The organism is Streptomyces sp. R-74717 (genome assembly GCF_047305335.1).
Classification (GTDB): domain Bacteria; phylum Actinomycetota; class Actinomycetes; order Streptomycetales; family Streptomycetaceae; genus Streptomyces; species Streptomyces atratus.
Map to the genome: position 1 here is coordinate 669856 of NZ_CP102361.1, position 25815 is coordinate 695670.

28 protein-coding genes and 3 pseudogenes are annotated in these 25815 nt (G+C 68.2%); 16 read left to right on the plus strand and 15 right to left on the minus strand.

The annotated features are described in order from the left end of the window. Nucleotides 1-125 precede the first annotated feature (125 nt). Nucleotides 126-308 (minus strand): annotated as a pseudogene (locus NRF20_RS03150) (alpha/beta fold hydrolase); the annotation flags it as partial. 120 nt (nt 309-428) lie between these two features. On the opposite strand from NRF20_RS03150, the gene NRF20_RS03155 reads away from it, so the two are divergent. Continuing rightward, a complete protein-coding gene (locus NRF20_RS03155) occupies nt 429-1826 on the plus strand; it encodes an IS1380 family transposase (protein ID WP_413751946.1) in 1398 nt (465 codons plus the stop codon). A 135-nt stretch (nt 1827-1961) separates the two neighbouring features. On the opposite strand, the gene NRF20_RS03160 is transcribed toward NRF20_RS03155, so the two are convergent. Beyond that, the gene (locus NRF20_RS03160) at nt 1962-2759 is read right to left on the minus strand and encodes an alpha/beta fold hydrolase (protein WP_413751947.1); all 798 of its coding nucleotides are present in this window, start codon (nt 2757-2759) and stop codon (nt 1962-1964) included. A gap of 142 nt (nt 2760-2901) precedes the next feature. On the opposite strand from NRF20_RS03160, the gene NRF20_RS03165 reads away from it, so the two are divergent. From NRF20_RS03165 to NRF20_RS03180, 4 genes are all read left to right on the plus strand, one after another. Then, a complete protein-coding gene (locus NRF20_RS03165) occupies nt 2902-3528 on the plus strand; it encodes a TetR/AcrR family transcriptional regulator (protein WP_398632914.1) in 627 nt (208 codons plus the stop codon). A gap of 358 nt (nt 3529-3886) precedes the next feature. Beyond that, on the plus strand, nt 3887-4630 hold the full coding sequence (locus NRF20_RS03170) for a VOC family protein (RefSeq protein ID WP_398632915.1): 744 nt from the start codon (nt 3887-3889) through the stop codon (nt 4628-4630). A 254-nt stretch (nt 4631-4884) separates the two neighbouring features. After that, on the plus strand, nt 4885-5220 hold the full coding sequence (locus tag NRF20_RS03175; protein WP_398632916.1) for an ArsR/SmtB family transcription factor: 336 nt from the start codon (nt 4885-4887) through the stop codon (nt 5218-5220). Nucleotides 5221-5490: 270 nt separating this feature from the next. Further along, nucleotides 5491-6030: a DUF4158 domain-containing protein gene (locus tag NRF20_RS03180; RefSeq protein WP_398632926.1), complete on the plus strand. Its 540-nt coding sequence runs from the start codon at nt 5491-5493 to the stop codon at nt 6028-6030. Between the two features lie 289 nt (nt 6031-6319). Here the strand turns inward: NRF20_RS03180 and NRF20_RS03185 are convergent. After that, nucleotides 6320-7524 (minus strand): IS3 family transposase gene (locus NRF20_RS03185; RefSeq protein ID WP_413751948.1). Its coding sequence is split into 2 segments (ribosomal slippage): nt 6320-7284 and nt 7284-7524, totalling 1206 coding nucleotides; the frame shifts between segments, so codons are not numbered across the junction. 41 nt (nt 7525-7565) lie between these two features. Here NRF20_RS03185 and NRF20_RS03190 point away from each other — a divergent pair. Further along, nucleotides 7566-7775 (plus strand): tyrosine-type recombinase/integrase, encoded by a 210-nt coding sequence (locus tag NRF20_RS03190; RefSeq protein ID WP_413751949.1) that lies wholly within the window; start codon nt 7566-7568, stop codon nt 7773-7775. A gap of 40 nt (nt 7776-7815) precedes the next feature. Here NRF20_RS03190 and NRF20_RS03195 read toward each other — a convergent pair whose 3' ends face one another. Next, a complete protein-coding gene (locus NRF20_RS03195; RefSeq protein ID WP_413751950.1) occupies nt 7816-8811 on the minus strand; it encodes a transposase family protein in 996 nt (331 codons plus the stop codon). Between the two features lie 59 nt (nt 8812-8870). After that, nucleotides 8871-9488, minus strand: a complete 618-nt coding sequence (locus NRF20_RS03200; protein WP_413751951.1) for a nuclear transport factor 2 family protein — start codon at nt 9486-9488, stop codon at nt 8871-8873. 219 nt (nt 9489-9707) lie between these two features. Between NRF20_RS03200 and NRF20_RS03205 the strand changes: the two genes are divergently transcribed. Next, the gene (locus NRF20_RS03205) at nt 9708-10604 is read left to right on the plus strand and encodes an aminoglycoside phosphotransferase family protein (RefSeq protein ID WP_413751952.1); all 897 of its coding nucleotides are present in this window, start codon (nt 9708-9710) and stop codon (nt 10602-10604) included. Between the two features lie 183 nt (nt 10605-10787). On the opposite strand, the gene NRF20_RS03210 is transcribed toward NRF20_RS03205, so the two are convergent. The 6 genes from NRF20_RS03210 to NRF20_RS03235 form a co-directional block, all read right to left on the minus strand. Further along, nucleotides 10788-11453, minus strand: coding sequence for a hypothetical protein (locus NRF20_RS03210; RefSeq protein ID WP_398635295.1), 666 nt, complete (start codon nt 11451-11453; stop codon nt 10788-10790). A 139-nt stretch (nt 11454-11592) separates the two neighbouring features. Further along, entirely contained in the window at nt 11593-11994 is a 402-nt protein-coding gene (locus NRF20_RS03215; protein ID WP_398635294.1) for a hypothetical protein, read from the minus strand. A 45-nt stretch (nt 11995-12039) separates the two neighbouring features. Continuing rightward, entirely contained in the window at nt 12040-12483 is a 444-nt protein-coding gene (locus NRF20_RS03220; RefSeq protein WP_413751953.1) for an ester cyclase, read from the minus strand. Between the two features lie 181 nt (nt 12484-12664). Next, nucleotides 12665-13531, minus strand: coding sequence for an RNA polymerase sigma-70 factor (locus NRF20_RS03225; RefSeq protein ID WP_413751954.1), 867 nt, complete (start codon nt 13529-13531; stop codon nt 12665-12667). Next, nucleotides 13528-13677, minus strand: coding sequence for a hypothetical protein (locus tag NRF20_RS03230; protein ID WP_413751955.1), 150 nt, complete (start codon nt 13675-13677; stop codon nt 13528-13530). Before NRF20_RS03230 ends, NRF20_RS03225 begins: the two co-directional genes overlap by 4 nt. Before the next feature lie 47 nt (nt 13678-13724). Then, the gene (locus NRF20_RS03235; protein ID WP_413751956.1) at nt 13725-15587 is read right to left on the minus strand and encodes a protein kinase domain-containing protein; all 1863 of its coding nucleotides are present in this window, start codon (nt 15585-15587) and stop codon (nt 13725-13727) included. A gap of 252 nt (nt 15588-15839) precedes the next feature. Here NRF20_RS03235 and NRF20_RS03240 point away from each other — a divergent pair. The 3 genes and pseudogenes from NRF20_RS03240 to NRF20_RS03250 all read left to right on the plus strand — a co-directional run. Next, nucleotides 15840-16301 (plus strand): annotated as a pseudogene (locus tag NRF20_RS03240) (transposase); the annotation flags it as partial. A gap of 102 nt (nt 16302-16403) precedes the next feature. Then, nucleotides 16404-17033, plus strand: coding sequence for a phospholipase A2 (locus NRF20_RS03245; protein WP_413751957.1), 630 nt, complete (start codon nt 16404-16406; stop codon nt 17031-17033). Nucleotides 17034-17117: 84 nt separating this feature from the next. Next, a complete protein-coding gene (locus NRF20_RS03250; protein WP_398634654.1) occupies nt 17118-17357 on the plus strand; it encodes a hypothetical protein in 240 nt (79 codons plus the stop codon). A 20-nt stretch (nt 17358-17377) separates the two neighbouring features. Here NRF20_RS03250 and NRF20_RS03255 read toward each other — a convergent pair whose 3' ends face one another. Continuing rightward, nucleotides 17378-18415 (minus strand): Lrp/AsnC family transcriptional regulator, encoded by a 1038-nt coding sequence (locus NRF20_RS03255; RefSeq protein ID WP_266354810.1) that lies wholly within the window; start codon nt 18413-18415, stop codon nt 17378-17380. 162 nt (nt 18416-18577) lie between these two features. On the opposite strand from NRF20_RS03255, the gene NRF20_RS03260 reads away from it, so the two are divergent. The 3 genes from NRF20_RS03260 to NRF20_RS03270 all read left to right on the plus strand — a co-directional run bounded on the left by NRF20_RS03260 (nt 18578) and on the right by NRF20_RS03270 (nt 22056). Continuing rightward, nucleotides 18578-18799, plus strand: a complete 222-nt coding sequence (locus NRF20_RS03260; RefSeq protein WP_398634653.1) for a hypothetical protein — start codon at nt 18578-18580, stop codon at nt 18797-18799. Then, the gene (locus NRF20_RS03265) at nt 18796-20259 is read left to right on the plus strand and encodes a sodium:solute symporter family protein (protein WP_266354812.1); all 1464 of its coding nucleotides are present in this window, start codon (nt 18796-18798) and stop codon (nt 20257-20259) included. The genes NRF20_RS03260 and NRF20_RS03265 overlap by 4 nt, the downstream gene beginning before the upstream one ends. A 153-nt stretch (nt 20260-20412) precedes the next feature. After that, entirely contained in the window at nt 20413-22056 is a 1644-nt protein-coding gene (locus tag NRF20_RS03270; RefSeq protein ID WP_398634652.1) for an amidohydrolase, read from the plus strand. A gap of 39 nt (nt 22057-22095) precedes the next feature. Here the strand turns inward: NRF20_RS03270 and NRF20_RS03275 are convergent, their stop codons facing one another. After that, a complete protein-coding gene (locus NRF20_RS03275) occupies nt 22096-22275 on the minus strand; it encodes a hypothetical protein (protein WP_398634660.1) in 180 nt (59 codons plus the stop codon). A gap of 387 nt (nt 22276-22662) precedes the next feature. Between NRF20_RS03275 and NRF20_RS03280 the strand changes: the two are divergent. Together NRF20_RS03280 and NRF20_RS03285 are read left to right on the plus strand one after the other, a co-directional pair. Further along, nucleotides 22663-22773 (plus strand): annotated as a pseudogene (locus tag NRF20_RS03280) (IS5/IS1182 family transposase); the annotation flags it as partial. Nucleotides 22774-22892: 119 nt separating this feature from the next. Continuing rightward, a complete protein-coding gene (locus NRF20_RS03285) occupies nt 22893-23069 on the plus strand; it encodes a hypothetical protein (protein WP_398634651.1) in 177 nt (58 codons plus the stop codon). A gap of 509 nt (nt 23070-23578) precedes the next feature. Here NRF20_RS03285 and NRF20_RS03290 read toward each other — a convergent pair. Both NRF20_RS03290 and NRF20_RS03295 read right to left on the minus strand, forming a co-directional pair. Beyond that, complete coding sequence (locus NRF20_RS03290) at nt 23579-24421, minus strand: cytochrome c oxidase assembly protein (RefSeq protein ID WP_413751958.1); 843 nt, start codon at nt 24419-24421, stop codon at nt 23579-23581. Next, nucleotides 24421-24987, minus strand: a complete 567-nt coding sequence (locus tag NRF20_RS03295) for a DUF2243 domain-containing protein (RefSeq protein WP_413754514.1) — start codon at nt 24985-24987, stop codon at nt 24421-24423. Before NRF20_RS03295 ends, NRF20_RS03290 begins: the two co-directional genes overlap by 1 nt. A 148-nt stretch (nt 24988-25135) precedes the next feature. Between NRF20_RS03295 and NRF20_RS03300 the strand changes: the two genes are divergently transcribed. Continuing rightward, nucleotides 25136-25330: a hypothetical protein gene (locus NRF20_RS03300; protein ID WP_413751959.1), complete on the plus strand. Its 195-nt coding sequence runs from the start codon at nt 25136-25138 to the stop codon at nt 25328-25330. Nucleotides 25331-25815: the final 485 nt, after the last annotated feature.

A 25815-nucleotide genomic window follows, 5' to 3' on the forward strand; every position in this document is an offset into this window, starting at 1 on the left:
CCCGCGGCGGGACCGTAACAGCATCCGACGGCCCGGTTCTGTGGGTGATCAGCAGCGCCCGGTGTCCGTCGAACTTCTGCTATCGCCTTTTGACACCTCGCGAGTGGTTCCGGCGGTCTCACCGGCTACGCCTCGGTGACGTCCCGGGTTGCCGCCGGGTGGAGGGAGTCGATGTCCTCCATGAAGCTCAGCATCCGGGCGTTGACGAGGTCGGGGTGGTCGATCTGCGGTCCGTGTCCGGTCGCGGCGACGATCTCGGCGCGGGCGCCGGGAATCACCCGAGGAACGCGTTCCAGCTGACGCTTAGCCTGAATCCACCGGCTGTCCCGGGTCCTGGTAGATAGAGAAATGAAGAGAGGTGCCTGCTGACCTGCGAAGATGGGAGTTACCACACCACCATCACGCACTATCAGCAAGGCACCTCGTAGATGAAAGTTTCCCACACCCCGGCGGCGGTCTCTGCTGCGTTCGATGACCGGAATCTGATCGCGTATGCGGGGCTGGTCCCGGTGATGCGGCTGGCCGAGCGGTGCGGTCTTTCGCGCCTGACGGCGCAGAAGGTGAAGCTGACCGGGGCGGGCAACGGCGCGGGTGCGGCGGCGGACGCCAAGGTCACCAGCATCGTGGGCGGTATGGCCGCAGGCGCGGACAGCATCGACGACCTTCACCTGCTGCGGCACGGTGCGATGCCGGCCGTGTTCGACGGTATCCGTGCCCCGTCCACGCTGGGCACGTTCCTGCGCGCGTTCACCCACGGCCATGCGCTCCAACTCCACGCCGTGCACCGCAGGTTCCTCGGCGCGCTGGCCGCACACACGCCGCTGCTGCCGGGCGCCGGTGTGACGGCGTTCATCGATGTCGACTCCACCCACAAGCGCGTCTACGGCCGCACCAAGCAGGGCGCGGAGTACGGCCGGTTCAAAGGGATACGCACCCTGCACCCGCTGCTCGCCACGATCTGCACCCCGCACTCCCGGCCGGTGATCGCCGCGGTCCGGATGCGCCGCGGCAAGGCAGCAGACGCCCGCGGCGCCCCGAAACTCGTGAGCGAGGCCCTGGCCACCGCCGTCGAGGCGGGCTGCACCGGCATGCGGATCCTGCGGGCGGACTCCCAGTTCTACAACGCCGGTGTGATCGCAGCCTGCCGCCGGGCCGGAGCCCGCTTCTCCATCACCACTGGCATGAACCCGTCCATCAAACGGGCCGTCCTCAGCATCCCCAACGATGCCTGGCAGAAGATCAGTTACCCGAACGCAGTGGAAGATCCAGACACCGGTGATCTCATCTCGGACGCCGAGGTCGCCGAGATCCCCGCATACACCGCGTTCGCCAGCCGCAAGAAGAGTGAGCGCGTCACGGCCCGGCTGATCGTGCGCCGGGTCCGTGACCTGGCCAAACCCGCCGTCGTGGGAGAACAGGGCGAGCTGTTTCCCGTCTGGCGCTACCACCCCTTCTTCACCGACAACCCCGCCGGGACACTCCAGGCCGAACGGGAACACCGCCACCACGCGGTGGTGGAACAGGTCATCGCGGACAGCAAAGCCGGCGCTCTGGCCCACCTGCCCTCCGGGCACTTCCACGCCAACTCGGCCTGGCTCACGCTGTGGGCGATGGCCTACAACCTGCTGCGGGCCGTCGGAGCACACGCCTCGGCCTTCCACGCGAAGGCAACCACCGCCACACTCCGGGCCCACCTGGTCCACGTCCCGGCCCGGATCGCCCGCTCCGCACGGCGCATCACCCTGCACCTGCCCCACAACTGGCCCTGGCAGCAAGCCTGGACGCATATGTTCGCCATCACGCACGGCCCACCGGGACTGATCTGACACCCCTGTCCACCCCGCCCTCAAGGCCCGACCGGAACCGAACCCGTGGAAAAGCTGGGCAGACCAGCAGATACCACCTGCCCCAAACCGAGCACCGACCCGGCACCAGCTCAGAAAACCGTTAGAAGATCCTTTTCAATCCAAGGCGGTGGATTCAGGCTTAGGGTGCACCAGCAGGCTGCGCTTGCCCATGATCAGGTAGAACGGCGTCCGGATAGAGCCCAGCTCGGCGTCGGACAGCGGCAGCGGAGAGGGGCGGCGGATCCGGAAGGCCTTCACGCCGGCATGGATCCAGGCACGCAGGTCCCGGTCGGAGACGACTGGTTGCTCCAGCCACCTCGCCAGGGCCGGGCGCAGTGCCTTGGGGGCGAAAGTTGCGAAGAGGCTGGCGAAGATCCAGACGAAGAAGCGCAGCCCCACCTTCTCCAGCCCGCCCGGGTCGAGGGCGGTGACAGATGCGAGCCGTTCGGGCCGGCGGTGGACCTGGTTGATGACGAGCCAGCCGCCGTAGGAGGAGCCGACGAGGTGGACCTTGTCGAGGCCGAGGGCGCCGAGGGCCTCGTCCATCCACTGGGCGGCCCGCTCGGGCTGCCACATCGGCTCGCGGTGGATGCTGCGGCCGGGATCGCCGGGGGTGTCGAGGGCGTAGACCGGGCGGTCAGCGCTGAGCGCGACCGTGTTGGGATACCACTGTGCGGAGCAGCCACCTGACCCGTGTATCAGGACGACCGGCGTGCGTGACTCGGCTGCCGGGTCCGAGGGGCCGTACCGGTACACGTGGGTGGTCCCGAAGCTCGTTTCCACGTCGGTCTCGGAGCGGATCGGTGCGCCCTTCGCGTAGAGCACGTCGCAGGCGGCGAAGTAGCGGTCGCGCAGCTCGTCGTTGACGTAGTGGCCTATGTCGCGGTGCGCTCGGGCTGTGTTCTCGGGCATGGGCACCTCCGTGAGATCCATTCTTCGTGATACGACCGTATCATATTGTTGATACGGCAGTACCATGAAAAAGGTGCCGTCGGTCCGAACCGGACGCCGAACACCCAACCCACCACCCCAACCACGGCCGGAGATACCACGGATGCCCAAGCGCGTGGACCACGATGAACGCCGCACCCAGATCGCTGAAGCACTCATCCAGGTCGCAGGGCGGCAGGGCCTGCACGCGGTCGGCATGCGCGACGTCGCCGCCGAGGCGGGCGTCTCACTGCGCCTGGTGCAGTACTACTTCCAGACCAAGGAGAAGCTGCTCTTCCACGGCCTCCAACACCTGACCGACCGCTTCACAGCACGCGTTGGCGCCCGCCTCGCCGCTGTCGGCCCGGACCCGGGCCCCCGCGCGACAATCGAGGCGCTGCTGCTGGCCTCGCTGCCGACCGACGGGGAGAGCCGAACCTTCCACCTCCTCTACAGCTCCTACTCGATCCTGTCCGTGACCGACGAGGCCCTCGCCGCCCAGCCGTTCGTCGACAACCCTGACGCCGCCGAGAACGCCCTGACCGGACTAATCCAACAGGCACAGGAGACCGGCCTGGCCGACCCTGGAGCCGACGCTCGCACGGAGGCGATCAGCCTCCTCGCCATGACGGCAACCATGGGTACCAGCATTCTCGTCGGGCAGCGGACGCCGGAGTCTGCTGTCGCGGCACTCCACTACCACCTCGACAGGATCTTCAACAGCAGCCAGACGGCGCCTACGACCCGGTGACTTCCGCTCTTGGTCTCACCGGGATCGGCGTGAGGTGCTGTTGAACTGCGTCATCCCGGCCAGCTCCCCGGACCGGCGACCACCGTGCCGCCGTCCAACCGGGCATGCCGCGAGCATGAACGACCCGAGCCGCCCGGCACACTCCCGCCAGTCCTGGCCGGAGCGACACCAGGTCACCGGGCGATGGTCTCGGACGATTTCTCTGTCGAGTTCAGCGTGTTGAACTGATCTCGGACGTAGTTGGAGCACGGAGGCGGTGACTGAGCGGCGAGCTGAGCATTGCGGCTGGTGAGCGAGTTGATCTCTGTTTGGCGACGGTACCTGCGTCGTTGCAGAGGAGGTGCATAGGATCGCCGGCATGGCACTGCGACCTGTTCAGGTGAACATAAAGGCTCTTGATGACTCGGCGGTCGGCCAGTTCTGGGCGGAGGCGCTCGGCTGGGGTGTTTCCAGCGAGGGACCGGGCGTGACCAACGTTGAACCCGTCGGAGGCTTCGTTTGGCCGGACCCGGTCGCCGTCTGCATCGACGTCGTTACCGTCCCGGAACCCAAGACAACAACAAAGAACCGTGTGCACCTCGATCTTGCCACCACCTCTGCGGCCCATCAGGCGGAGTTGGTCGCGCGCCTCCAGGCTCTTGGTGCGACGCCCGCCCACGTGGGCCAGGGCGAAGTGCCGTGGACGGTCCTCGCCGACCCGGAGGGCAACGAGTTCTGCGTGCTGGAGCCTCGGGAGATCTACCGGGACACCGGGCCGATCGCCGCGGTGGTGGTCGACTGTGCGGATCCGCGGGCCATGGCCCGGTTCTGGGACGAGGCGATGGACTGGACCCTGCACGAGGTGACTGACGATCAGGCGGTGTTGCGCTCCGCCAAGGGTGTCGGCCCGTATCTCGAGTTCCTCCGCACGCCCGGCGTGAAGACCGTGCCAGACCGCGTTCATATTGATCTGCTGCCGTACCCCGGTGACAATCCAGAGGCGGAGGTGACCCGACTGCGGGCCCTTGGCGCCACCGACATCGACCTCGGCCAGGGCGACGTCCCGTGGAGGTGCCTGGCCGACCCGGAGGGCCACGAGTTCTGCGTCCTCGCCCCGTCCTGACGCGGAGCCTTAACGACACCCCGACACGTGAGCCCTGTCTGCTCATGCGCCATGACCCCGGATGGGTTGGGCTGCGGCGTCTCGGTCGATTCGGGCGGCGAGAGCTTGCGTGTAGGAAGCGAGATCAACTCGCTCGCCAACCACAACGCTCAACTCGCCAGCTTGAGTGCTCAGTCACAGGCGGGTCCCAGTCGGCATCCACAACGCGGCAATCCACGCTTTCCTGAATTCAGACAAGCGCGTACTGTCGTGGTGTGCTGACTGTTGCCCCCGAGATCGAGGTGCTGGCCCGGTTCGGCCGCGCGCTCGCCGACCCGATCCGCTGCCGCATCCTGCTCGCCCTTCGCGACGTCCCCGCCTACCCTGCGGACCTCGCCGACGCCCTCACCATCTCCCGCACCCGGCTGTCCAACCACCTGGCGTGCCTGCGCGACTGCGGCCTGGTCGTCACCGTCCCCGACGGCCGCCGCACCCGCTACGAGCTCGCCGACGAATGCCTCGGCCACGCACTCGATGACCTGCGCACCGCCGTGGTCGCCGTCGAGACCGACCGCACCTGCCCGGATGCCGACGAGAAAGGGTGCTGCTGACCATGACCGCCGAGATATCCATATCCCTCGACCCTTCCCTGGCCCGGCGCGACGCACTCACCCGCCGGACAGGCCCTCGGGGAGCATCCGAACGGAAATTGGCCGTAACGGGACGATCTTGATTCCGGTTCGGTGACGTGCCCGTCTTGCCTGGTCAGCGGGCTCTACGTTCCTGGTCATGCCTGTTGAGTACCTGTCTGCTGAGCAAGAGGCCCGCTACGGCCGGTTCGCCACGGAGCCGTCACCCGGCGAGCTGGAACAGTTTTCCGCCTGGACACCAGGGCCCTGGAGCTGGCGCGGATGAAACGCCGTCCGGCCACGAGGCTGGGGTGGGCGGTGCAGTGGGGCACGGCGCGGATGCTCGGCACCTTCCTCACCGAGGACCCCACGGCGGTACCGGCCTCCGTGGTGCGATTCGTCGCCGAGCAGCTCGGCATCGACGACGAACACTTCGCCGAGTACGGGGCGCGCTCGCAGACGGCGTACGAGCACGCGTGGGAGATCCGCGACGCCTACGGGTACCGGGACTTCGCGGCGGGTGAGGCGGAGCTGCGGGAGTTCCTGGCGGCGCGGGTGTGGTCGTCGCTGGAGGGTCCGCGGGCCTTGTTCGACCGGGCGGTTGTGTGGCTAGTGAACAATCGGGGGCTGCTGCCCGGGGTCACGACGCCGGCCCGGATGGTGGCCGCGGTCCGCCAGGAGGAGAACGACCGGCTGCACGCCGCGCTGTACGAGGCGGTGCCGTACGACCTGCGTACCGGGCGCGCCGCGAAGGCCTTGATGCGTCGGGAAGTTGACATACCCGCACGCTAGGGGCGGCGGACACCTGGGCACAGTCCGGGAAAACCCCGAAACCGGGTGGGGTTATCCCCCAAAAGAAACTCAGCCCACACGGGTGTGAGTAGTTGCGGCACTCTCTGTACCGCAACTACTCACACCCGGGCACCCACGGCACCCCGGCCATCCCGCCACAGCGCAAAGCCCGTCGCGAGTACGAGAACCGTGTCAACCCTCCCGGCAGCTACAGCCGGACCATGATTAATCTCAGCGCCAACGGCTGTACCGATGTTTGAGGTGACCCCCGGAGTGTGGACACAGGGGTTCATGCTGCGAGTGAGAGTTTAGCTGTCTTGTGGTGGTGCTGTTCGAATTCCATCGGGGAGAGGTAGGAGAGCGCGCTGTGTCGGCGTCGGGCGTTGTAGTAGGTGAGCCACCGGAATATCTCGAGCCTCGCCTGAGACATCGTCACGAACACTCTCCTGTGCATCGTTTCTCGCTTCAGTCCCTGCCAGAAACTCTCGGCCAGGGCGTTGTCGTAGCTGGAGCCGACCCTGCCCATGCTTCTGCGGATGCCGTGCAGGTCGCAGACCTGGGCGAACGCGGCCGAGGTGTATTGCGATCCGCGGTCCGCGTGGAAGATCACTCCGGTCACGTTGCCGCCGCGGGTCGCGACCGCGGCCTGGAGTGCGTCGATGACGAGCTCGGCCCGCATGTGCGGGGCCATCGACCAGCCGAGCACTCGGCGCGACCGGATATCGATGACGCAAGCGAGGTAGAGCCACGCGGCTCCGACCTGCACATATGTGATGTCGCCGCACCACTTCTCGTCCAGCGTACTGGCGGTGAAGTCCCGCTGGACCAGGTCCGCCACTGGCGGCGCGAGGCGGTCCGGGATCGTGGTGCGCTTCTTCTTCCGCAGGTGACGGCCGACGATGCCGTGCTTGCGCATCAGCCTGGCCACGCGCTTGTGGTTGACCGTGTGGCCGAAGCCGCGCAGTTCGGCATGGACTCGAAGCGCGCCGTAGTTCCCGCGGTGTTCGGCATGGATTTCGCGGATCTCCTCGACCAGGGCGTCCTCCTCGAACTGCCGCCCCGCCCGCGCCTCAGCGCCGGTGATCCACCGGTAGTAGCCCGAGCGGGAGACCTCCAGCACCCGGCATATCCGCTTGATGCCGAACATCTCGGCGTGGGTGGAGACGAAGTCCCAAGCGGCGGTCTTCACTTCATCTCCCGGGCGAAATAGGCCGCTGCCCGACGCAGGATCTCCCGCTCCAGCTGCCATTCCTTCTCCGCCTTGGCCAGCCGCGCGTTCTCCGCCCGCAGCCGGGCCAACTCGGCCTCGGTGTCCTGCGACGCGCCTGCGGCGACTGGACGACCGTCGGCATCACGCACCCAGGTCCGCAGCGTCTCGGGGTTGACGTTCAGATCAGCCGCGACGTCCTTGAACGTCCGCCTGCCGGCCGAAGCCCGCCACAACGCGATCGCGTCGGACCGGAACTCCGCACTGTACTTCGAGGGCCGTGCCACGTAGATCTACACCTTCCAGGATCAGCAAGATCCATTGTCAGGTGTGTCCACACCACAGGGGTCACCTCACCCTGGAGGCCACCGGACTTCGCGACCAGGCGGGCGAGCCACTGATCTACACCCCGCACGACTTCCGCAGAATGTTCGCCACCGAAACCGTCACCGGCGGACTTCCTGTCCACATCGCCGCACGAATTCTCGGACACAAAACTCTGACCACCACTCAGGCTTACGACCTCGGGGAAAATTGAGGTCGGGACGTGTTGGCCTGAAGGTTCGGCTGGTGTGTGATCAGCAGGTGCTGTTGCGGACGAGGACGAGTTCGGTGCTTGCCCGGCGTTGGGTGGGGCGCCGTGCGGCCCGGTCGGAGACGAGGCCGGCGATCGCCAGATGCGTCTCGGCGTAGGTGTCACGGCGTCCGGTAAAGCGTCGCAAGGGTGTCCACTGCCGCAGTTCGGCGTTGGTGTGCTCGACACAGATCCGGGCCGAGGACTGGCGCCGCCGCGCTTCGTTCCAGGCCCGTTTGTCACCGTCGCTCGCCTCGCCCTTCGGCTTCTTCGGCGGGGCGGTGACCTGGTCGGGGAACTCCTTGGCCAGCCCGGCATACCCGGCGTCGACCTGAGACTTCACCGATGGGTGGAGCCGGAGCTGTTCGGCGATGCCCTCGGTGCGTACGGCAGTCTGGTCGTGCATCCGGCCGGGCCGCACGATCCCAGACAGCAGCATTCGGCCCTGCCCGTCGCTGAACGTGGTGGTCTTGATCGTGTTCTGCCGACGTTTGCCCGAGATGAAGGCCCGGCGCCCGGGACGGCCTGCCTGTGGGCGTCTGACCTGGGTCTCGGCGCCGTCGAGTCGAGGCTCGACCCCTTCGGCCTCAGCGTAAGCGAAGAGGTCCTCCAGTGTCCGCAGACGCACTCCGGGCCGGTTGGGCACCGCGAAACCACGGGCCGCAAGTAACGAGCGGACCTGCCGGATCGCCGTCGAAACGGTCGAGCGGTCGACGTCGTACAGCTCGGCGAGAACCTCGTGCGGCAGCTGATGGCGCAGGTGCACCAGGGTGAGAAGCAGCCGGTCGCAGAAGACCAGCTTCGGCTTGCGCCCGGCGCCGGGCGCCCTACGGCGTTCACCGCCCCTGGCTTCGCGAAGCGCAGACTGTCGCGCTGCCTCCCACGGGGCGGCGAGTTCAGCGAACAACTCGCCGAAGTGTGCGCGGGAAACACCGGACAGGGCAGGATGGGAGCAGGCCGTGCGGGCCCAGGTCAGCTTCACAACCAGCCCAACCCGCACGGCCCTTCTCATGTCACGGCCGAATCAGCCGGACCGTCGATGCGAGCGGCAGAGCCACCTCACATGGGTTCAACCAGAGCCGCCCGCCACTCCGGGCGCGGATCAGCCCCAACACTTGTCCAGTACTCCCGGCCGCGCACGATCTGTCCCTGCTCGACGGTCCAGAATGAGGCTGCGCGGAACACGCCGAACTCGTCATGCGGCACCTCGACCTCGGAGACCACCTCGTTGCCGTCAGCCACAATCCGCAGCACCCGAATCGACCAACCTCCCGGGTATTCGCTGTTCACCGCGACGAAGTTCTTGTTGCCAACGATGCGCTCCGCGCTGATCGGCCACTCCACCACGACGTCCTCTGCGACCAAACCGGCGACAGCTGACCAATCGCGCGCCTGGATCCGATCCCACAATGCCTCAACCACTTCCGAAGACTCCATGGGAGGCACCCTTGCACGAGCCACTGACACCCGACCTTGGGGGTCCAGGAGCAACCGGGCACGTCCCCCGAGCAGCAGCCCCTCCCCGCCGCTAATAAATCCCAAGGTCGTTACCTCGCGGTCTTCCAGGACGACCTGGTCAGGACCTACCGCGGCTTCCTGGACCGCCGCCGGGCCGAGCGCCCACAACAGGAATACCGCGAGCCCACCGAGCAGGAATGGCACGACTTCCAGCAGCACTTCGAGTTGCGGAAGGTCTCACTCGGCACCTGCGGACGGCCCTACGGCACCCCCTGCAAGCACGAACACGCCTGCTTCTCTGAACTTTGGGGCCGTTTCGTCCCAAAGCCTCTGGTCTGCAGCTCTCTGAAACCGAATTGGTGATGCCAGAGGGATCACAGCGAGATGTGCCGGAGAGCAAAAGCCGCTCCGCCTGCCGCTTCTGTACTGTGACTTCGCATGACCGACACCGAGATCGAGATCACCGCAGACCTGGTCCGCGACCTGCTGCAGGAGCAACATCCAGACCTTGCGGGGCTGGCCATCCGCGAGGTGGCGGGCGGCTGGGGCAACCAAATGTGGCGCCTCGGGGACGAGTTGGCCGTGCGCATGCAGCGCATGGACCCCACCCCGGAGTTCCAGCTCAAGGAGCGGCGGTGGCTACCTGTGCTGGCCCCGCGTCTGCCGCTCCCGGTGCCGACCCCGGTGCGGTTCGGCGAACCGTCAGAGCGCTTCCCCAAGCACTGGACCGTGATGACGTGGGTTCCCGGCGAGCCGCTGGACCACGGCTCGATCAGCCGCGGCGCCCACGCGGCCGACACACTGGCGGGCTTCCTCAGGGCGCTCCACGTGGAGGCGCCCGCCGAGGCGCCGATCAGCTCGGACTTCGGCGCTCACCCCAAGAAGTGCACGGACGGCTTCGACTACTTCTTTGAAGCCGTTGTCCCCGGCGGCATTGCCGACGAGGTCCGGGCCGTCTGGGACGATGCCGTTGCGGCCCCCGAGTGGGAGGGCCCGCCGGTATGGGTGCACGGTGACCTTCATCCCGCGAACGTCGTCGTCTCGGACGGAACGCTTTCGGGCATCGTCGACTTCGGTGCCATGTTCGCCGGCGATCCGGCGTGGGACCTCGCCGCCGCATGGGTGCTGCTACCCGCGGGCACGGCCTCACGGTTCTTCGACACGTATGCGCATGCAGACGAGGCGGCGATCCGGCGCGCCCGCGGGCTGGCTGCTATGAAGAGCCTCTTCCTAATGCTCATGGGGCAGAACGGAGATCGGGGCCTTCCCGGCGGCAAGCCGAACTGGGGACCTGCAGGCCGGGCGGCACTTGATCGTGTTTTGAAGGGCGTTTGATACAGGCATGGGGCGAGATGCCGCACTCAGGGGCTGTTAGGACGGACGTTCTGTGGCCGTGGAGAATCTGACGGCTTCTGGGATGTGCTGCCTTTCCGCCCCCGCGATGCGGGTGAAGTCGGGCATCCCAGGTCAACAGTCGAGTGTCGAGCGGTGATCAGGTCGGTGTGGGCGAGCTTCTGTTCAGCGCCGGCCAGGCTGACCTGGCCCACGGTGATGTCGGCGATCCGTCCGCCCTTGCAGGCCAGCAGGGTGGCGATCCTCGTCGCGGCGATCTGGGCGTCCTTGCGCGAGCTCGCTGGCCCGGCGGCGGCCAGCTTGGTGCAGACGCGCGAATCCGTCCGGGTCTCGAACCTCGGCCATCACCGAGGCGAGATACCGGTGCGTGCGGGTGAGCATCCACGGCAGAGCGGGACGGATGGCGTCTCCGCAGATCAGCATGAGCAGCCCGGAAGCCAGGTCTTCCCGGTCATGCGACGGTGAGGGTCCGCGCTCGCTCAGCCACCGCTGGGGGAGCTCCACCCAGGCGGCTCCGGACAAGTCCTCGGCCCCCGTGGCCATCCAGCGCTGCTGCCAGGTATCCCCGGGCTGGCTCGACAGCCAGTGCAGCAGCTTGGTCACTCCGCGGCGGCGTCCGGCTCGGGTGCCGTTCGCCGCCGGAAGGAACGGCGGCGCCGTCAGGCGGCGCAGCGTCTCCTCAGAAGACTGCCCGGTCTGGGGCCACCACCGTTCCGCGGTCCGGGCCGGAAACTGCTCCCGCAATCGACTGTTCCGCGCCTGGGCCTGCTCCGCGGTCGCGTTCGTGATCTCCGACGGCTTGCGCGTCGCGTGCTTGACGGCGGCCGTCATGACGAGCGCCCGAACAGGACGTCCAGCGACGCCGGGTCGTAGCCCGGTGCCGGCGGCGGAGGCGCCGGCTGGATGTTCTCGCGGGCACGGCGTGCGTGATGCGCCAGCACACCGGCCACGACCTCGTCTTTGTGCGGCGTCAGATATACCTCTGTGGCGGACAGATGGGCGTGGCCGAGCACCCACTGCACGTCGGACAGCTCAGCTTCGGGTCGCGCACCATGCGGGCGGCTGCGCTGTGCCGCAGGTCGTGGAGGGTCCAGTCGGCACCGATCGAGGCATTGACGCGTTCGAACATCCGGTGGGCGCCGTGGTAGGTCAGGGGTCGGATCGGGTCTCGCCGTGTCCACCACACCGGCTGGGTGCGGCCTCGCGGGACCTGGCCGTGTACCTCCTGCTGGTAGAGGCGCAGCCATACGAATGCGTCCGCTGACGCCGGCACCTGCTGGACCGCCCGCGAGCCCTTGCGCACCACGCTGATCAACTGCTGGCCGGGGTCGACGTCGCGCTGGCGCATGCCGATCAGTATTGATGTGGACATCTGCGAGTCACCCGATGGCCGTCACCAGGCTTTCCGTTGCTGTGGTTACGAAGAGCCTCCGGGAATCACGCCGAGCTGTCGCATCTGCGAGAAGACGTCGACGACCCCCCAGATCTCAGCGATTCGACCGCCTGCGAAGCGGAAGATGAAGATCTCGCTGTACCTGACGGACCTGCCGGTTGGCGGGAGGTCCCTGTACTCGCCCTGGTGGGTCCCGGTAACCGTGTTTCTGAAGACGACCTTGTCCCCCTCGGCGATCACATCCTCGACCGCAACGTGAAGGTCGGGGAACGCGCGAAGGAGCACCGCCCACACTTGCTTGAGTGCCTGCGCCCCCGTCGCACCCATCGGTACTGGCGCGTGGAACAGCACGTCCGGCGCGACGACCTCGTCGATAGTCTTCGAGATGAGCTCTGCATCGCCGGTGTTCACGGCGTCATGCAAGCGGCTGAACATCGTTTTGTTGCTTGTTGCTGAGGATGTTGACATGTGGCTCCTCCTCGGGGTGGCCTGAGTATTCAAGTGGTATCACTCCTCAGAGCGTAGGACTTGGCTGCCGGTGGACGGCAGACCATCCGGGACGGGTCGGCGTCTGACCACTGTGCGGTCGTGAGTGTTCCGGGCGGTTGGAACCGCCCGGAACACTCACGACGCCAGAACAGCACCGGGCTTACCTGGCGAGTTCGGCCGGTTCGTCCAGCCGCGTCAGCTTCCGCGGGTTTCGCACCACGTAGATCCGGGTGACCCGCCCGTTCTCCACCACGAGGCTCACCGCAGCCGGCTCGCCGTCGAACTCGATCCGGCCCGCAGGCGCGCCGTTGAGCCACACGGCCGTCGCATCGAACCCGGCCACCACCCGTTTCGCGCGCGCGAGCAACTTCGCCACTGGTTCGACCCCGTGGATCGGAGCCAGAGCGGCGGCCACTACCCCGCCACCGTCGGCGATCACGACCACGTCCGGCGCCATGACGTCCAGCAGTTCCTGCAACTGCCCGGTACGCAACGCGAACAGGAACCTCTCCACCACGGCCTGCTGCTCCGACCGGCTCACCCGCGCCCGTGGCCGCCGGGCCGCCACGTGCTCGCGTGACCGCCGCGCGATCTGCCGCACCGCGGCCGCGGACTTCCCGACGGCCTCGGCGATCTCGCCGTACGGCATCTCGAAGACCTCGCGGAGCACGAACACCGCCCGCTCGGTGGGCCCGAGCGTTTCGAGGACGGTCAGCATCGCGATCGAGACGCTCTCCGCGAGTTCGATGTCCTCGGCGACATCAGGACTGGTCAGCAGCGGCTCCGGCAGCCACTCGCCAACGTATTCCTCGCGGCTGCGCGAGAGCGTTCGCAGGCGGTTGAGCGCCTGCCGCGTGGCGATTCGAACGAGGTAGGCCCGCGGGTCACGCACCTGCGAGTGGTCGACGTCGGCCCACCGCAGCCACGACTCCTGCAGCACGTCCTCCGCGTCGGCCGCCGACCCGAGCATCTCGTAGGCGACCGTGAACAGCAGGCTGCGATGGGTGACGAACGGGTCGGCGGTCATGCCGTTGACGCCACGCCGGACTTCGCGGGACGCGTGGCCAGCGGAATCTCGCAGGCATCGGAGAAGCCCTGCGACGTGACCCCGTTCGCGATGTTGTTCCTGGTCGCCATGTTGACGAAGGCGATGTACGCGGTGAGCTCGGACACGTGCTCTTTGCCTGCTGCCGACCCACTGCGCTGTCAACAAACCAGCGTTAGTAGGGCACCGTGTCGCAAAAGGTCTCCGCCCAGGCAGAGGCGCCGTACTTGTTGGCCGCGCGCACCGTGACGCAGATCTCGTCACCGGAGTACGGACCCTTGATCGTGTAGCTGGTGCTGCCGGTTGAGTAGGTGGTGTCGACGTTCTTCTCGGTGAAGTTGCTGCCCGTGTTGGTGTAGTGGATGTCGTACCTGGTCGCTCGGGAGATCGCCGACCAGCTCACCTTGATTGGCATGTCGCACGCGCCAACACAGGAGTTGGTGTACGCAGCCTTGTAGCTCGTCATGGCGGGCGGCCGCGAGCCGGAGGACGAGCCACCGGAGCCGGACGAATCTCCGCCGTCCGCGCCCGAAGAGCCAGAGGACCCCGTAGAGCCGGACACGCCGCTGGTACCGGTGCCGCCGCTGGTGCCGGACCCGCCGCCGGTGCCGCTGCCGCCGCTGTCGGGGCCGCTGTCGCCAGCGGATGAACTGCCGTCGCTCTTCCGGGCGTTCGGCATATCCGGCCCGCCCTCGTCACCCTTCCCCTTCTCGCCGCCCTCGCCCTTGCCGTCGCCCCCGTCCTTCCCGTTTCCTCCCTTGGAAGGTGAACTACTGGGCGCGCTCGGTGAGTTGCTGCCACCAGGAGTGGCACTCGCGCTGCTGCCCGGTGACTGGGCGTGCGTTCCGTCCCCGCCGCCGCCCCCGAAGGGCTGGAGCAGGACGACCGTGCCGCCGCCGACGGTGACGACGGCAACGATGGGCAGAACGATGAGCCTGCGGCGTCGGCGGGGCCGCCGTTCGTGCTCCCGCCGTCGCGTCGTGGTGTCGTTGTCCGCCGGGACGACTTCGGGTGGCCCGCTCTTCGGCCGCAGCCCGATGGTCGCCAGGTCCACGGGCTCCTCCCGCAGCGGCGCCGCCTCGGCGTCGAGCAGCCGTGCGGACTGCTGCGCGAGGTGCGCGACAACGCCGGCAGGCAGCCAGGCGCCGCGCGCGGCGCGGGGACGCGGCCGTTCGGGGTCCTCCAACAGTTCGTCGACGTCAGGCCGTTGGTCGATTCCCTTCGTCAGACACCGGGCGATGAGCGCCCGCAGCGCGGCGTCCTCGACACGCGTCAGGTCGGGCTCGCCCTCCACGATCTGGAACATCACCGCGTGCTGATTGCTTGCCCGCTGCCCGAACGGCAGCTGCCCGGTCGCCGCATACGTCAGCACGCACCCGAGGGTGAACACGTCGCTCTTGACCCCCACGCGCTGCCCGCGCACCTGCTCCGGCGACATGAACCCGGGAGAGCCGATGGCCATACCCGTACTGGTCAACAAGGACTCGACGGACGTCTCGAGCGCCCGCGCGATCCCGAAGTCGATGACCTTCGTGCCGTCCACGGTGAGCATCACGTTGGACGGCTTCAGGTCGCGGTGCACGATCCCGGCGCCGTGAATGTCCTTGAGTGCCTTCAGCAACCCGTCGGCGAGGGCGTGCAGGGACGCGGCCGGCAACGGCCCGTACAGCCGCACGACTTGCTCAAGCGAGAGCCCGGGAACGTACCCCGTGGCGACCCACGGCGGTTCGTCGCCCGGACCCGCGTCGAGCACCGGCGCCGTGTACCGCTCGCCGACCCTCCGCGCCGCCTCGATCTCCCGCCGGAACCGCGCCCTGAACTGCTCGTCGGACACGTGCTCTTCGTGCACCACCTTCACGGCTACGGTCCGCCCGCTGTCCGACCGCGCGAGGAACACCCGCCCCATGCCACCGGCACCAAGCCGCCCGAGCAGCAGATACGGCCCGATGCGCGCGGGGTCGCTCACCGCGAGCGGCTTGATACCCCCGTCGACGCTGTCGTCCCGCTCGTCGCGTCCGTCCCCGTTCGTACCGCTCATGATGGTGCGACTCCCCCGCTCTTCCCGTCTGGTCAACGGCGTAACTCGAATGAGAGTAGACGTTGTTGATGTACCCGGTGAAGTTGAGGGACGCGTTGTACGAGCGGACGGTTCTAAGCGGCATCAGCGAAGCGCACTACTGATCATTTCGCCTCCCCCAGGTCGGCGCCTTAACGCCCCAAATGATCAGTAATTGACTTCGACCAACCCGCTTATTTTGATCCGAAACGCTTTGGGTTCGAGCCGTTACGCAAGGCCCGGAGTGTCACGAACGCCTTGCCGAAGTCCGCGCAGCCGGGTGCGACGAAGGCGATGCAGGAGATCTACAGCGCCGAGGACCGCGCGCACGCGGAGAAGGCGATCAGAGCGTTCACGAAGACCTACGGGACGAAGTGCCCCAAGGCCGTCGCTGAGATCACCGACGATGCGGAGGAGCTGCTGGCGTTCTACGACTTCCCGGCCGAGCACTGGATCCACCTGCGGACCACGAACCCCATCGAGTCGACCTTCTCGACCGTGAAGCTTCGAACCAAGGTCACCCGCGGTGCGGGCAGCCCGGCTGCTGCCCTGGCGATGGTGTTCAATCCGGTCGAGTCCGCCCAGGAACGCTGGCGGGCGATCACCGGGGCCCACCTGGTCGCGCTGGTCCGCTCCGGCGCAAGGTTCGAGAACGGCGCTCTGGTCGAACGCACGGAGGAGGCCACCGCAGCCTGATCACACATCACCCGATCCGCAACTCTTGACAATTGCTCGATCACACTTCACCGGTGGCACTTCATCGACCTCCAGTACGTCCGCCACCACCGCCACCGCTGGATGGGCAACGACCTGGCTCCTCACGGGAGTTGGGACCTGGACTTCTCCTCCAGAGACGACGGCTCCCCCAACGTCGAACCCGTCGGCCCCAGCCACCCCGCCTCAGAGCCCATCTTCAACGGCGCCGAAGGCATTACCGACCCCAACGCCACCCAGCCCCCCGCGTCCGACTTCACCACCGGTGAAAACAGCGACCCCCAAGCCCGCCCCCGCCACTGCGACCGCGCCACCGACTGGCTCTGGTACCTCGAAGACGGCTGCGCCGCCTGGGTCGCCCACCACGGCTGGCACCAGCCCTACTGGAAGAAGCTCCCCACCGGTTACTGGGTCGTAGGCATCAACCACGACCACTGCACGTCCGCCCCGGACAAGCCGTCCGGCTACGACTTTCGTAACGCCTGTGACATGCACGACTACGGCTACGGCCTCATCGGCAATACCTACAAGGGCTACAAGTACTACCTCGACCGCTCCAAGAAATCGAACGTAGACAACGCCTTCCACACCACCCTCGCCGACTACACCTGCAGCGCCTACCGGTTCAAGAGCCTCTGCCGCTCCGTCGCCTACACCTACCTCCAGACAATGAAGCGTGACGGCAACCCGAAGAACGGCGCCAACGCCACCTGAACCACCCTCTGAACGCCAGCCCGGGGAGCGTCCCCGTCGCCCCCGGGCTGGCCCCTTTTATGCCCTCAACCAGGAGCACCCGCTTTGAGAAGACCCATATGGGCTGCCGTCCTCGCCGCAGCCGTCACCAGCCTCAGTCTCGCCGCCACACCCGCCGCAGCCGACGGCCTCGACCCCACCGGCGACGTCGACCCCGTCTCCTCCGCCACCTACAAGAAAAGCAAGCCGGTAGCCCATCATCGCCGCCAACATGAACCTGGGCGGCGGACGCTACACCTCCGCCTGCGACGCCGACCCCCGCGCCGCCGGCTCGTCGCGGCGTGAGAGGCGCCGGCGCTGGTGGCTCAGCCGGCCCCCGGCCGCCGCCACAGGTCGATGGGTACATGCCGCACCGCCCGCCCCGCCTCGTCGAGGATCCAGCCCATGCGCTTGGGATTGCCGAGCGTGAGGGAGCGGTCGGTCACAGCGATCTCCGGGAAGCGCTCGGCGATGTACGACTCCAGGCGCAGCACGTCGGGGGTGGAGCGTACCCAGCCGTTGACCACCAGGTTGTGGTTCGAGGTGGTCGCCGCGCACATCCGCACCTCCGGCAGCGCGGCCAGTGCGGGGCCGACCCGGGCCAGCGCGTCGGAGGGCACGTTCGCGTGGAAGGTGGCGAACACCGGATACGGCGAGTAGGTGTGGGCCACCTCGCAGCGCGGCAGCGCGGCCCCCGTGCGCACCATCCACGCCACCCGGCGCCGCACCGTCGACTCACTCATTCCCGTACGTCGGGCCAATTCGCCGTATCCGGCGCGCCCGTCGGCGCCGAGTGCGAGCAGCAGCTCCCGGTCGGCCTCGGCCGGTGCGGGATCGACGTCACCCACCGCGGGGGGCGCCCCGGAGCGGACCGCCTCGCGCTGGTCGCGGCTGATGGCGCGAATGTCCCAGCGGGAGCCCTCGGTGAAGAACCGGGTGACGATCCGGCTGTGTGTGGCACGCACCCCGGGCAGTCTCCCGAGGACCTCGGTGTGCAGCCGGGAGAGGTCAGCCAGCGAGTCCACCATGACGTTGAGGGACAGGTCGTGGTGGCCCGCTGTGTGCTCGATGCTGGCGATCTGCGGTTGCTCGGCAAGCGCGGCCGAGATCGCTGGGATGCGGCCGGGTTCGCAGTCCACGCCGACGATGGCGACACAATGGTGGTGGTTGACGAAGGCTCCGCCGTACGCGGTCACCCAGACCAGACCCTGGGCGCGCAGCCGCTCCCAGCGCCGCGCCGCCGTCACCGGGCTGACTTCGATGGCCCTTCCTACCCGCGCCCAGGACGCGCGGGGCGCGGTCTGGAGCGCATTGACCAGGGACAGATCCAGCTCGTCCAGCAAGCCAGTGGCGGAATCGGTCACTGTGGCATCTCTCCTGAATGAATTACGCAGAAATCCATGGGGTGCACTCCAGGAGTTTCAAGCTCCTTGTGTGATTTGGCAACGGCCGCCGGCCGTCCGCCGCGGTGGCTGTCCGTCTCTCGGCAGCCGACCACCGACTCGCGACATGTCTCGGAGTTCGCCATGCGCCTTCCGTGGTTGCTGACCGCCGTGCCTGTAGTGGCCCTGCTGTCAGCTGTCTGGCTGCCTTTCGTCAACGGACCGCACTTGTGGTTCGGCATGCCGTCCCTGCTGGTCTGGTCCATCGTCTGGGTCCTCGCCCTGACCCCCGCCCTCGCCTTCGTCGAGCGGCGCCGCACTGCGCTCGCTGCCGGCCGCCAAAACCTCCAGGAGGAGCGCCGATGAGCACCGTCCTTGTCGTCTGCGTCGTCGGCATAGTCGTCATCGGCCTACTCGGCATGATGGGCCGTCGCAAGCCCGCCGCGAATCTTGAGGAGTGGAGCGTCGGAGGCCGTAACTTCGGCGCCCTGACCACCTGGTTCCTGCAGGCTGGGGAGATCTACACGACCTTCACGTTCCTGGGCCTCGCGGGCCTCGCCTTCAGCTCCGGTGTCGCGGTCGTCTACGCCCTGCCGTACCTGCCCATCGCCTACGTCGGCCTATACGTCGTCAGTCCGATCGTGTGGCGCATCGGGCGCGAACGCGGCCATGTCACGCAAGGTGACTTCTTCGCCGATCGCTACCGCAGCCCCCTGCTCGGCACCGTTACCGCTGTCTTCGGCGTGCTCTTCCTGCTGCCCTATCTGCAACTGCAGATCACCGGACTCGGCCTGGTCGTCGAACTCGCCACCGGCAAGGACAACGTCGGCACCCCCGCGATGATCCTCGCCTCGGTGCTCATCGTTGCCTTCGTGTTGTGGTCCGGCATCCACGGTGTCGCGAGGACCGCGTACTTCAAGGACGCCCTGATGTTGGTCGTCCTGATCGTCCTGCTCGTCGCTGTCCCCGCCCACTTTCATGGCGGGCTCGGCAGCCTCGGCGGTGAACTGCGCGCCCACCACAGTGAGTTGCTCAGTGTCCCGCACAGTGGCCCGCACGGCACCGTCTGGTTCTTCACCGCGATGCTGACCAGTCTGTTCAGCGTGCTGTTCATGACGATGCCTCACGGCTGGCCCGCGGTCATGGCCGCCGACTCCGAGCGCGCCCTGCGTAAGAACAGCATCTGGATGCCCGTCTACGGCGCTACCCAGGCCATCCCGATCATCGTAGGCTTTGTCGCGATCACCGCGCTCTCGGCTCCCGTGAACGGGAACAACGGAGTCCTGCTCACCCTGGTCTCCCAGGCACTGCCCGCTTGGCTCGTGGGCGTCGTGGCCGTCGCAGCGGCCGCCACTGCCATGGTCCCGGCCGCCGCCATCGTGCTCGGCATGTCGACCATGGTGGCCCGCAATGTGCTGCGCGTACAGGACCGCCGTCGCGCGCTCATCGTCAACCACACCACTGTGGTGGCCGGTGTCGGGGTCGCCCTCGTCCTGGGTATCGCCCGGCCTGATGCTCTCGCCAACCTGCTCCTGCTCACCTACAGCGGCCTCGCCCAGATGGCCCCGGCGACGGCCGCCGCCCTGACCAGGCGTCCGTTGCTACGCGCACCGTCGGCGGGGGCGGGCATCGTCGCCGGCGAGACCGTCCTCATCTGGCTGACCTTCGGCGGCATCTACGACGGTCCGGTCAGCCACGGTCTCATCTCCCTGGCGGTCAACGTCCTGGTGGCAGTGGTGACCGAGGCGGTCTCGCGCCTGCGGAGCAGCCGTGCCGCCGAGGAGGAGCGGGAGGCCCCGGCGCCGGCCCCGACACCCGCGCGCTGACCTTGCAGTCCCTTCCCGAAGACACACCGTCACCAGCGACCGTCCGCCGGACGTCGCCACACCACCGCACCGCCCCCTCGTTCCCGTCCGGCCGCAGTCCTCGTAGACATGTCCAGCCGCACGGGAACAAGAAACAAGAAGGAGACCGAACGTATGACCGCCGCGACCAACAGGCAGCACGGCCCCGTCGCCCCTCCCACGCCTGTTCGCATCGTCCGGGCCCGCCGCATCACCACCCTGGACGGCGAGGCCGACACCCAGGTCCTCGCCACCGTCGGCGAGCGGATCGCCGCAGTCGGCGAGGCAGCCGAGGCGTACACGGCACTGCCGGGCGCCGAGACCGTCGATCTGGGCGACGCCCACCTGGTGCCCGGCTTCCACGACGCGCACTGCCACCCCATAGAGGTGGCCAACGCCGCTCTCCGCCTCGACCTGGGCGCGGGCGCCGGAACCCCCCGGGAGCGGCTCGCGGCGCGAGTGGCCGCCACCGAGCCGGGCCGATGGATCGTCGCCCAGGGCTACAACCCCGCCACCGACCCCGACGGCCGCCTCGACCGAACCGCGCTCGACGCGATCACCACCCGCCACCCGGTCCTGGTGATCCACTTCTCGTTTCACATGGCGGTCGCCGGTTCCGCGGCCCTGATGCTGACTGGTCTGCACGACGGCAGCGGCCCCCAGACCGGCGGCGACCTGGGCCGCGACACGACGGGCCGACTGGACGGCTGGCTCTACGAGCGGACCTGGTTCGACCAGCTCTACCGCGCCTCCGGCGAACCCGCCCTGCTACCTCAGGAAGCGCCCGAGGCCCTGCTCGAACCGCTGGCCGACGTCTTCACCGCCTACCACGCGGCCGGCGTCACCTCCGTCTGCGACGCCGTGACCACCCCGGCCGCACTGCGCACGTATCAGCACATGCGCGAGCGCGGCCGCCTGACGATGCGGGTGGGCGCCCTCCTGTGGCATCGCTACGTGGACGCCCTGCGCCACGCGGGCCTGCACGCCGGATTCGGCGACGAGTGGCTGCGCATCGTCGGCGCCAAGATCATCATGGATGGCGCGCTGGCCGGGGGCACCTGCCTGTGCCGCGACCCCTACCCGGCCGAGACCGGTTCCGACAACGGAATCCAGCTCCTGGACGAGGCCGAGCTCGCCGACGCAGTTCTCGCCCTGCACGCGGCAGGCCTGCGCGTTGGCGTGCATGCCAACGGCGACCTGGCCGTCTCCCACGTCCTCGACGCCATCGAGGCGGCCCGCGCCGCCCACCCCGAGCAGCGGATCAACCACCGCATCGAGCACTGCTCCCTCGTCGACGACAAGCTGGTCCAGCGGATCCGCGCCGCAGAGGTCACCCCTGTGCCGTTCGGCGCATTCGTCCACGGGCACGGCTCCAAACTGCGCCGCTACTACGGTGACGCGCGCGCCGCACGGGTCAGTGACCACCGCTCCTTTCTGGACGCCGGCGTCGTCGTCGCGGGCTCGTCCGACCACCCGGCAGGTCCCCTTGAGCCGCTGCTCGCCCTCCAGACGATGGTGACCCGACGCACCAGCGAGGGCGATGTCCTCGGATCCGACCGGGCCCTGACGGTCCGTGAGGCTCTAGGCGTCTACACCGTCGGCTCCGCGCGCGCCACAGGCGAGTCCCACCTCAAGGGCCGCATCGCTCCCGGATACCTGGCTGACTTCACCGTGCTCGGCCAGGACCTGTTCACCACCGCCCCCGACGCCCTCGCGGCCGTTCCGGTGCGCGCCACGTGGGTGGGCGCCCGTCAGGTCTGGTCGAACGGCGCCGGGTGAGCGCCACGGTGGCGCGCGGGACGGGGCGGGCAACGTGTATCACAGCCGTTTCTGGGCTGCGGCGCGCTTGTTCTTGCCGGAGAAGATCCCTGCCGACCGGAGGGCTCTCTTCGCCTTCTTCAGTGCGGGGGCGAGGGCGCGTATGACCTTCTGCTGGAGCTCGGGGCCTATGCGCGCGCCTCCCTGACGGCCGCCGGTCGGCTCCCCGTCAGCGCCCAACGTGGTCTTCCAGCAAACCGGGCGGGGCTTCGTCGTCTCACGCGCTCTCGCACAGGTCTCACCGACTGTGCGGAGTTCCCCAGACCATGAGGCCCTGACCTGGCATGAAGTGCTCGTCCTGGATCGGCCGGACGGCCCTGGAGAGTCGCAATGACCTGTGCCATGAAGTACCAAGAGAGGGGCCCAAGACCAGGATCGGTGCGTCTTCTGGCCCGTCAAAGCGCTACTGCAGGGTTTCAGTCGTCGTCTCACTCACCCACTCACGCTCGCATATCTCACCTTTTCCCGAGGGAGGGGTCAGGACACTGGACCTCACCGCCTTGGGCGCTACGCCGCTCATGCGCATCGACAGTGAAGAGAACCACGTGGGCTGTCACCTGGTCGCCCAAGGTCACCTTCAAGGCCTTGCGCAGGGTCAGCCTCGACCCCGCCGCCATCACCCGCATCGCCCGCGCCGCCCTCGTCCTGCTCCAGCTCGAACACGGCCGTACCACCTGAACGACCACAAACTGCCACAAGACGTTACCGAGAAGGGTTCACTGGGAGCCAGCTGGTCCTTCGCCATCGGCGCCAACCGGCTGCGCGGCCACGCCAGTCACCTCCGGCACCAGAGCTGGGTGTACATCGACAACAACCCGCAGTACAGCAAGGACACCTACCGGGAGGCCACCGGCGCGCCCCGGGCCGAGCTCACGAGCGCCCCCGGTTCGGTGACCAGACGCTTGCTGGGGCCGCTCCTTCGTTCCCTCAACGTGCAGAGCCTGTACGAGATGGCTCTGACTGACGCCGTCTGACCCCGCGTGGTGCCCGCCCGGTGCTGCCGCGCCAGCACCGCGTGCTGGACCTCCGCAGAGCGCCGGCCAAACTGCATTTGTGCGGCCGGTTCCCACTTGTACATCTGCCGGTCGCGGCCGAGCACAATGAGCTCGGCCGCGACGATCCGCACGGTGGCCGGCGGCACGTCCAGGTTGGCGATCGCAGAGCCTTGGCCTAATCAAACACCTCTGCCGGGACGAAACGCTCCTCAGAGTCGTCACGGCCTTCGGGTACCGAGCCCTCGCAGAACAGAGATCGATGCGATGCCCCAAGCATGGCCGGCCACGGCGCAGGCGATGCCACGGGTGGGCGCGGCTGTAGCGTACTGGTGGAGAAGCAGTATTCCGGGGGTGCGCGATTTGGTGGCCCGAGCGGCGGAGTGCGCTGAGTCGGGACGGGCCGGCAGAGGTGTCAGAAGGTCGGACCGACGTGTACGGCCGAGAGGGTACAGCTCGGAATCACTCTGCGGCTCCTGCGTATCGTGCGCTCAGTGCGGTGTTGCCGCACTTGCCTTCGGGCGCTCGGGCAGCATGGCCCCCGTGGTGCGGCGCTCGGGCCGCCAGGTGGACACCAGTGCGGCGGCCAGCAGGAGTTCGGCGATGTCCCCGCCGTAGTACATGATCTCCGCGCTTTGCTGGACCTGTTCGATGGGGGCGTGGATGTCGACGAAGAACCCGCCGTACATGGCCTGGGCGATCAGGGCGTGCGCGGCGATCGCGATGCCCAGGTAGACCAGGCGGGCCCGCACGCCGGGCCGGTTGGGCGCGGGGTCGGGGCCGGCGATGACGTAGGCGAACAGGCACCCGGACGCCAGGAAGTGCACGTCCATCAGCCAGTGCCCCGCGGGGTGGGCCATGGCGGTGTTGTACAGCGGCGTGAAGTACAGCACCCCTAGAGTGCCGGTGCTCAGCAACAGGGCGACCGCGGGGTGGGCCAGCACCCGGGCGGGCAGGCTGTGCAGCACTGCCGTCACCCGCCGGGCGCGGGCGGGCGGCAGGGTGCGCAGGAGGAGGGTGACCGGCGCGGCCAGCACCAGCGCCAGCGGCGTGTACATGCCGATGAGCATGTGCTGGGCCATGTGCCCGCGGAAGTCGGTGTGCGCGGCCGGCCCCAGCGGCGGCAGCAGCGCGACGCCGAGAAGGGCCAGTCCGGCGAGGAACGACGTCGACCGCCAGGCGTTCCAGCCCTGCGCGGAGTTGCGGCGTCGGGCCCGGCCCGCCGCGAGCAAGTAGCCGCCGGCCGCGGAGAGCAGGACCAGCACCGTCACTATCGCCCCGAGGAGGCCGTCACCGCCATCGCCGTGGTGCCCCACGGGGTGCATACCGTCCATCAGGCGCGGCCCCCGGTCCGCTCGGCGCCGCGCGGAGTGGTCGGGTCGAAAGGCCGACCGCTGCGCTGGAGCAGATAGCCGCCGATCAGGAGCAGACCGCCCAGGACGAGGAAGCCGGCGTCCCACCATGCCTGGTAGGGGCCGCCGTGGACGTGGTGGATGCCTAGGATCTGGTGGTCCAGCAGGCCCTCGACCAGGTTGAACAGGCCCCAGCCGGCCAGGATCCAGCCCCACAGGACCCGAGAGGTCCACACCGCGCGCCGGTTGTGGGTGACCCGGGAGTACAAGACGGCCAGGCCCGTCAGAACGGCGATCCAGCACACGGCGTGGAAGATGCCGTCCCAGACGGTGTTCATCTCCAGCCCGGACACCGTGTGCGGGTTGTAGTACTTCACGCCGATGTGGTCGTGGTTGGTGCTGGTGAGCATGTGGTGCCACTGGAGGAGCTGGTGCAGCAGGATGCCGTCGACGAACCCGCCGAGCCCCACCCCGAGGATGATTCCCGGCAGCTGGAGACTGTTCGGCGCCGCCGTAGCCGCCCGGGCTGTGCCCGTCGTGGTGACCATCACCTGTTCTCCGTCCCTCGACATTGCACGCAGACCTTCCGGACACGGTTTCCCGCCCGGCCCGCCCCAATCACCCACTCGCGCGATGTTTCGGCCGTTTCGCCTACGTCCAGGCGGCCTGACCACCCGGCCGGTCCACCCGGCACTGGTGCGCGATGCCGGCGGCGTGGACATCGAGGTGCTGGTCGTGCCGGACTGCCCGAACGAGAAGACCGCCGTCGACCGGCTGCGCCACGCTCTGACTGAGGTGGGGCTGGGCGGTGTCGGCTTCACCACGCGGGTCATCGCCGACCAGGCCGAGGCGGAGCGGTGCGGCTACGCCCATGCCTCGCCCGGGTGGTGACCAACGCTGGGCTTGTGGGCGGTGTATCGAGATGGCCTCGGAGGGGGCCCATCGTCGCAATACAACAACCATCCGAGCAGCTCTTCGCTTCTGAAGCCCGTGATTCCGCACTGGGGTGCCGTCATTCGTCATCGTCCGGGTGAGAGTTCGCCGACGTCAAGCTCTGGAAGTGGGCGCACGCGTCTGCTTTCGCGGCCGCTTCTCCACCATGTCCCGCCGCTACTCGATCGTCTTCGGCGCGCTGCGCGCCGAACAGGCCCCCCAGCCGGCCTTCCCGTGCCTGACCTGGACGCCGCCCTCGTCGGCGGCCGCTGGGCGTGCCTCGGCACCGACTACAGCCCCACGCCGCAATTCTCACTACCCTCTGGCACCGCCAGGAACTGGAGCAGCAGTTCGCAGCGGAAGGGGGCGCACAGGGCCACTTGGCTCTCGCACTGGCTGTGGCTGCTGCCTCCACCAGGCCCTGCACCGGCCAGGTGGCCAGC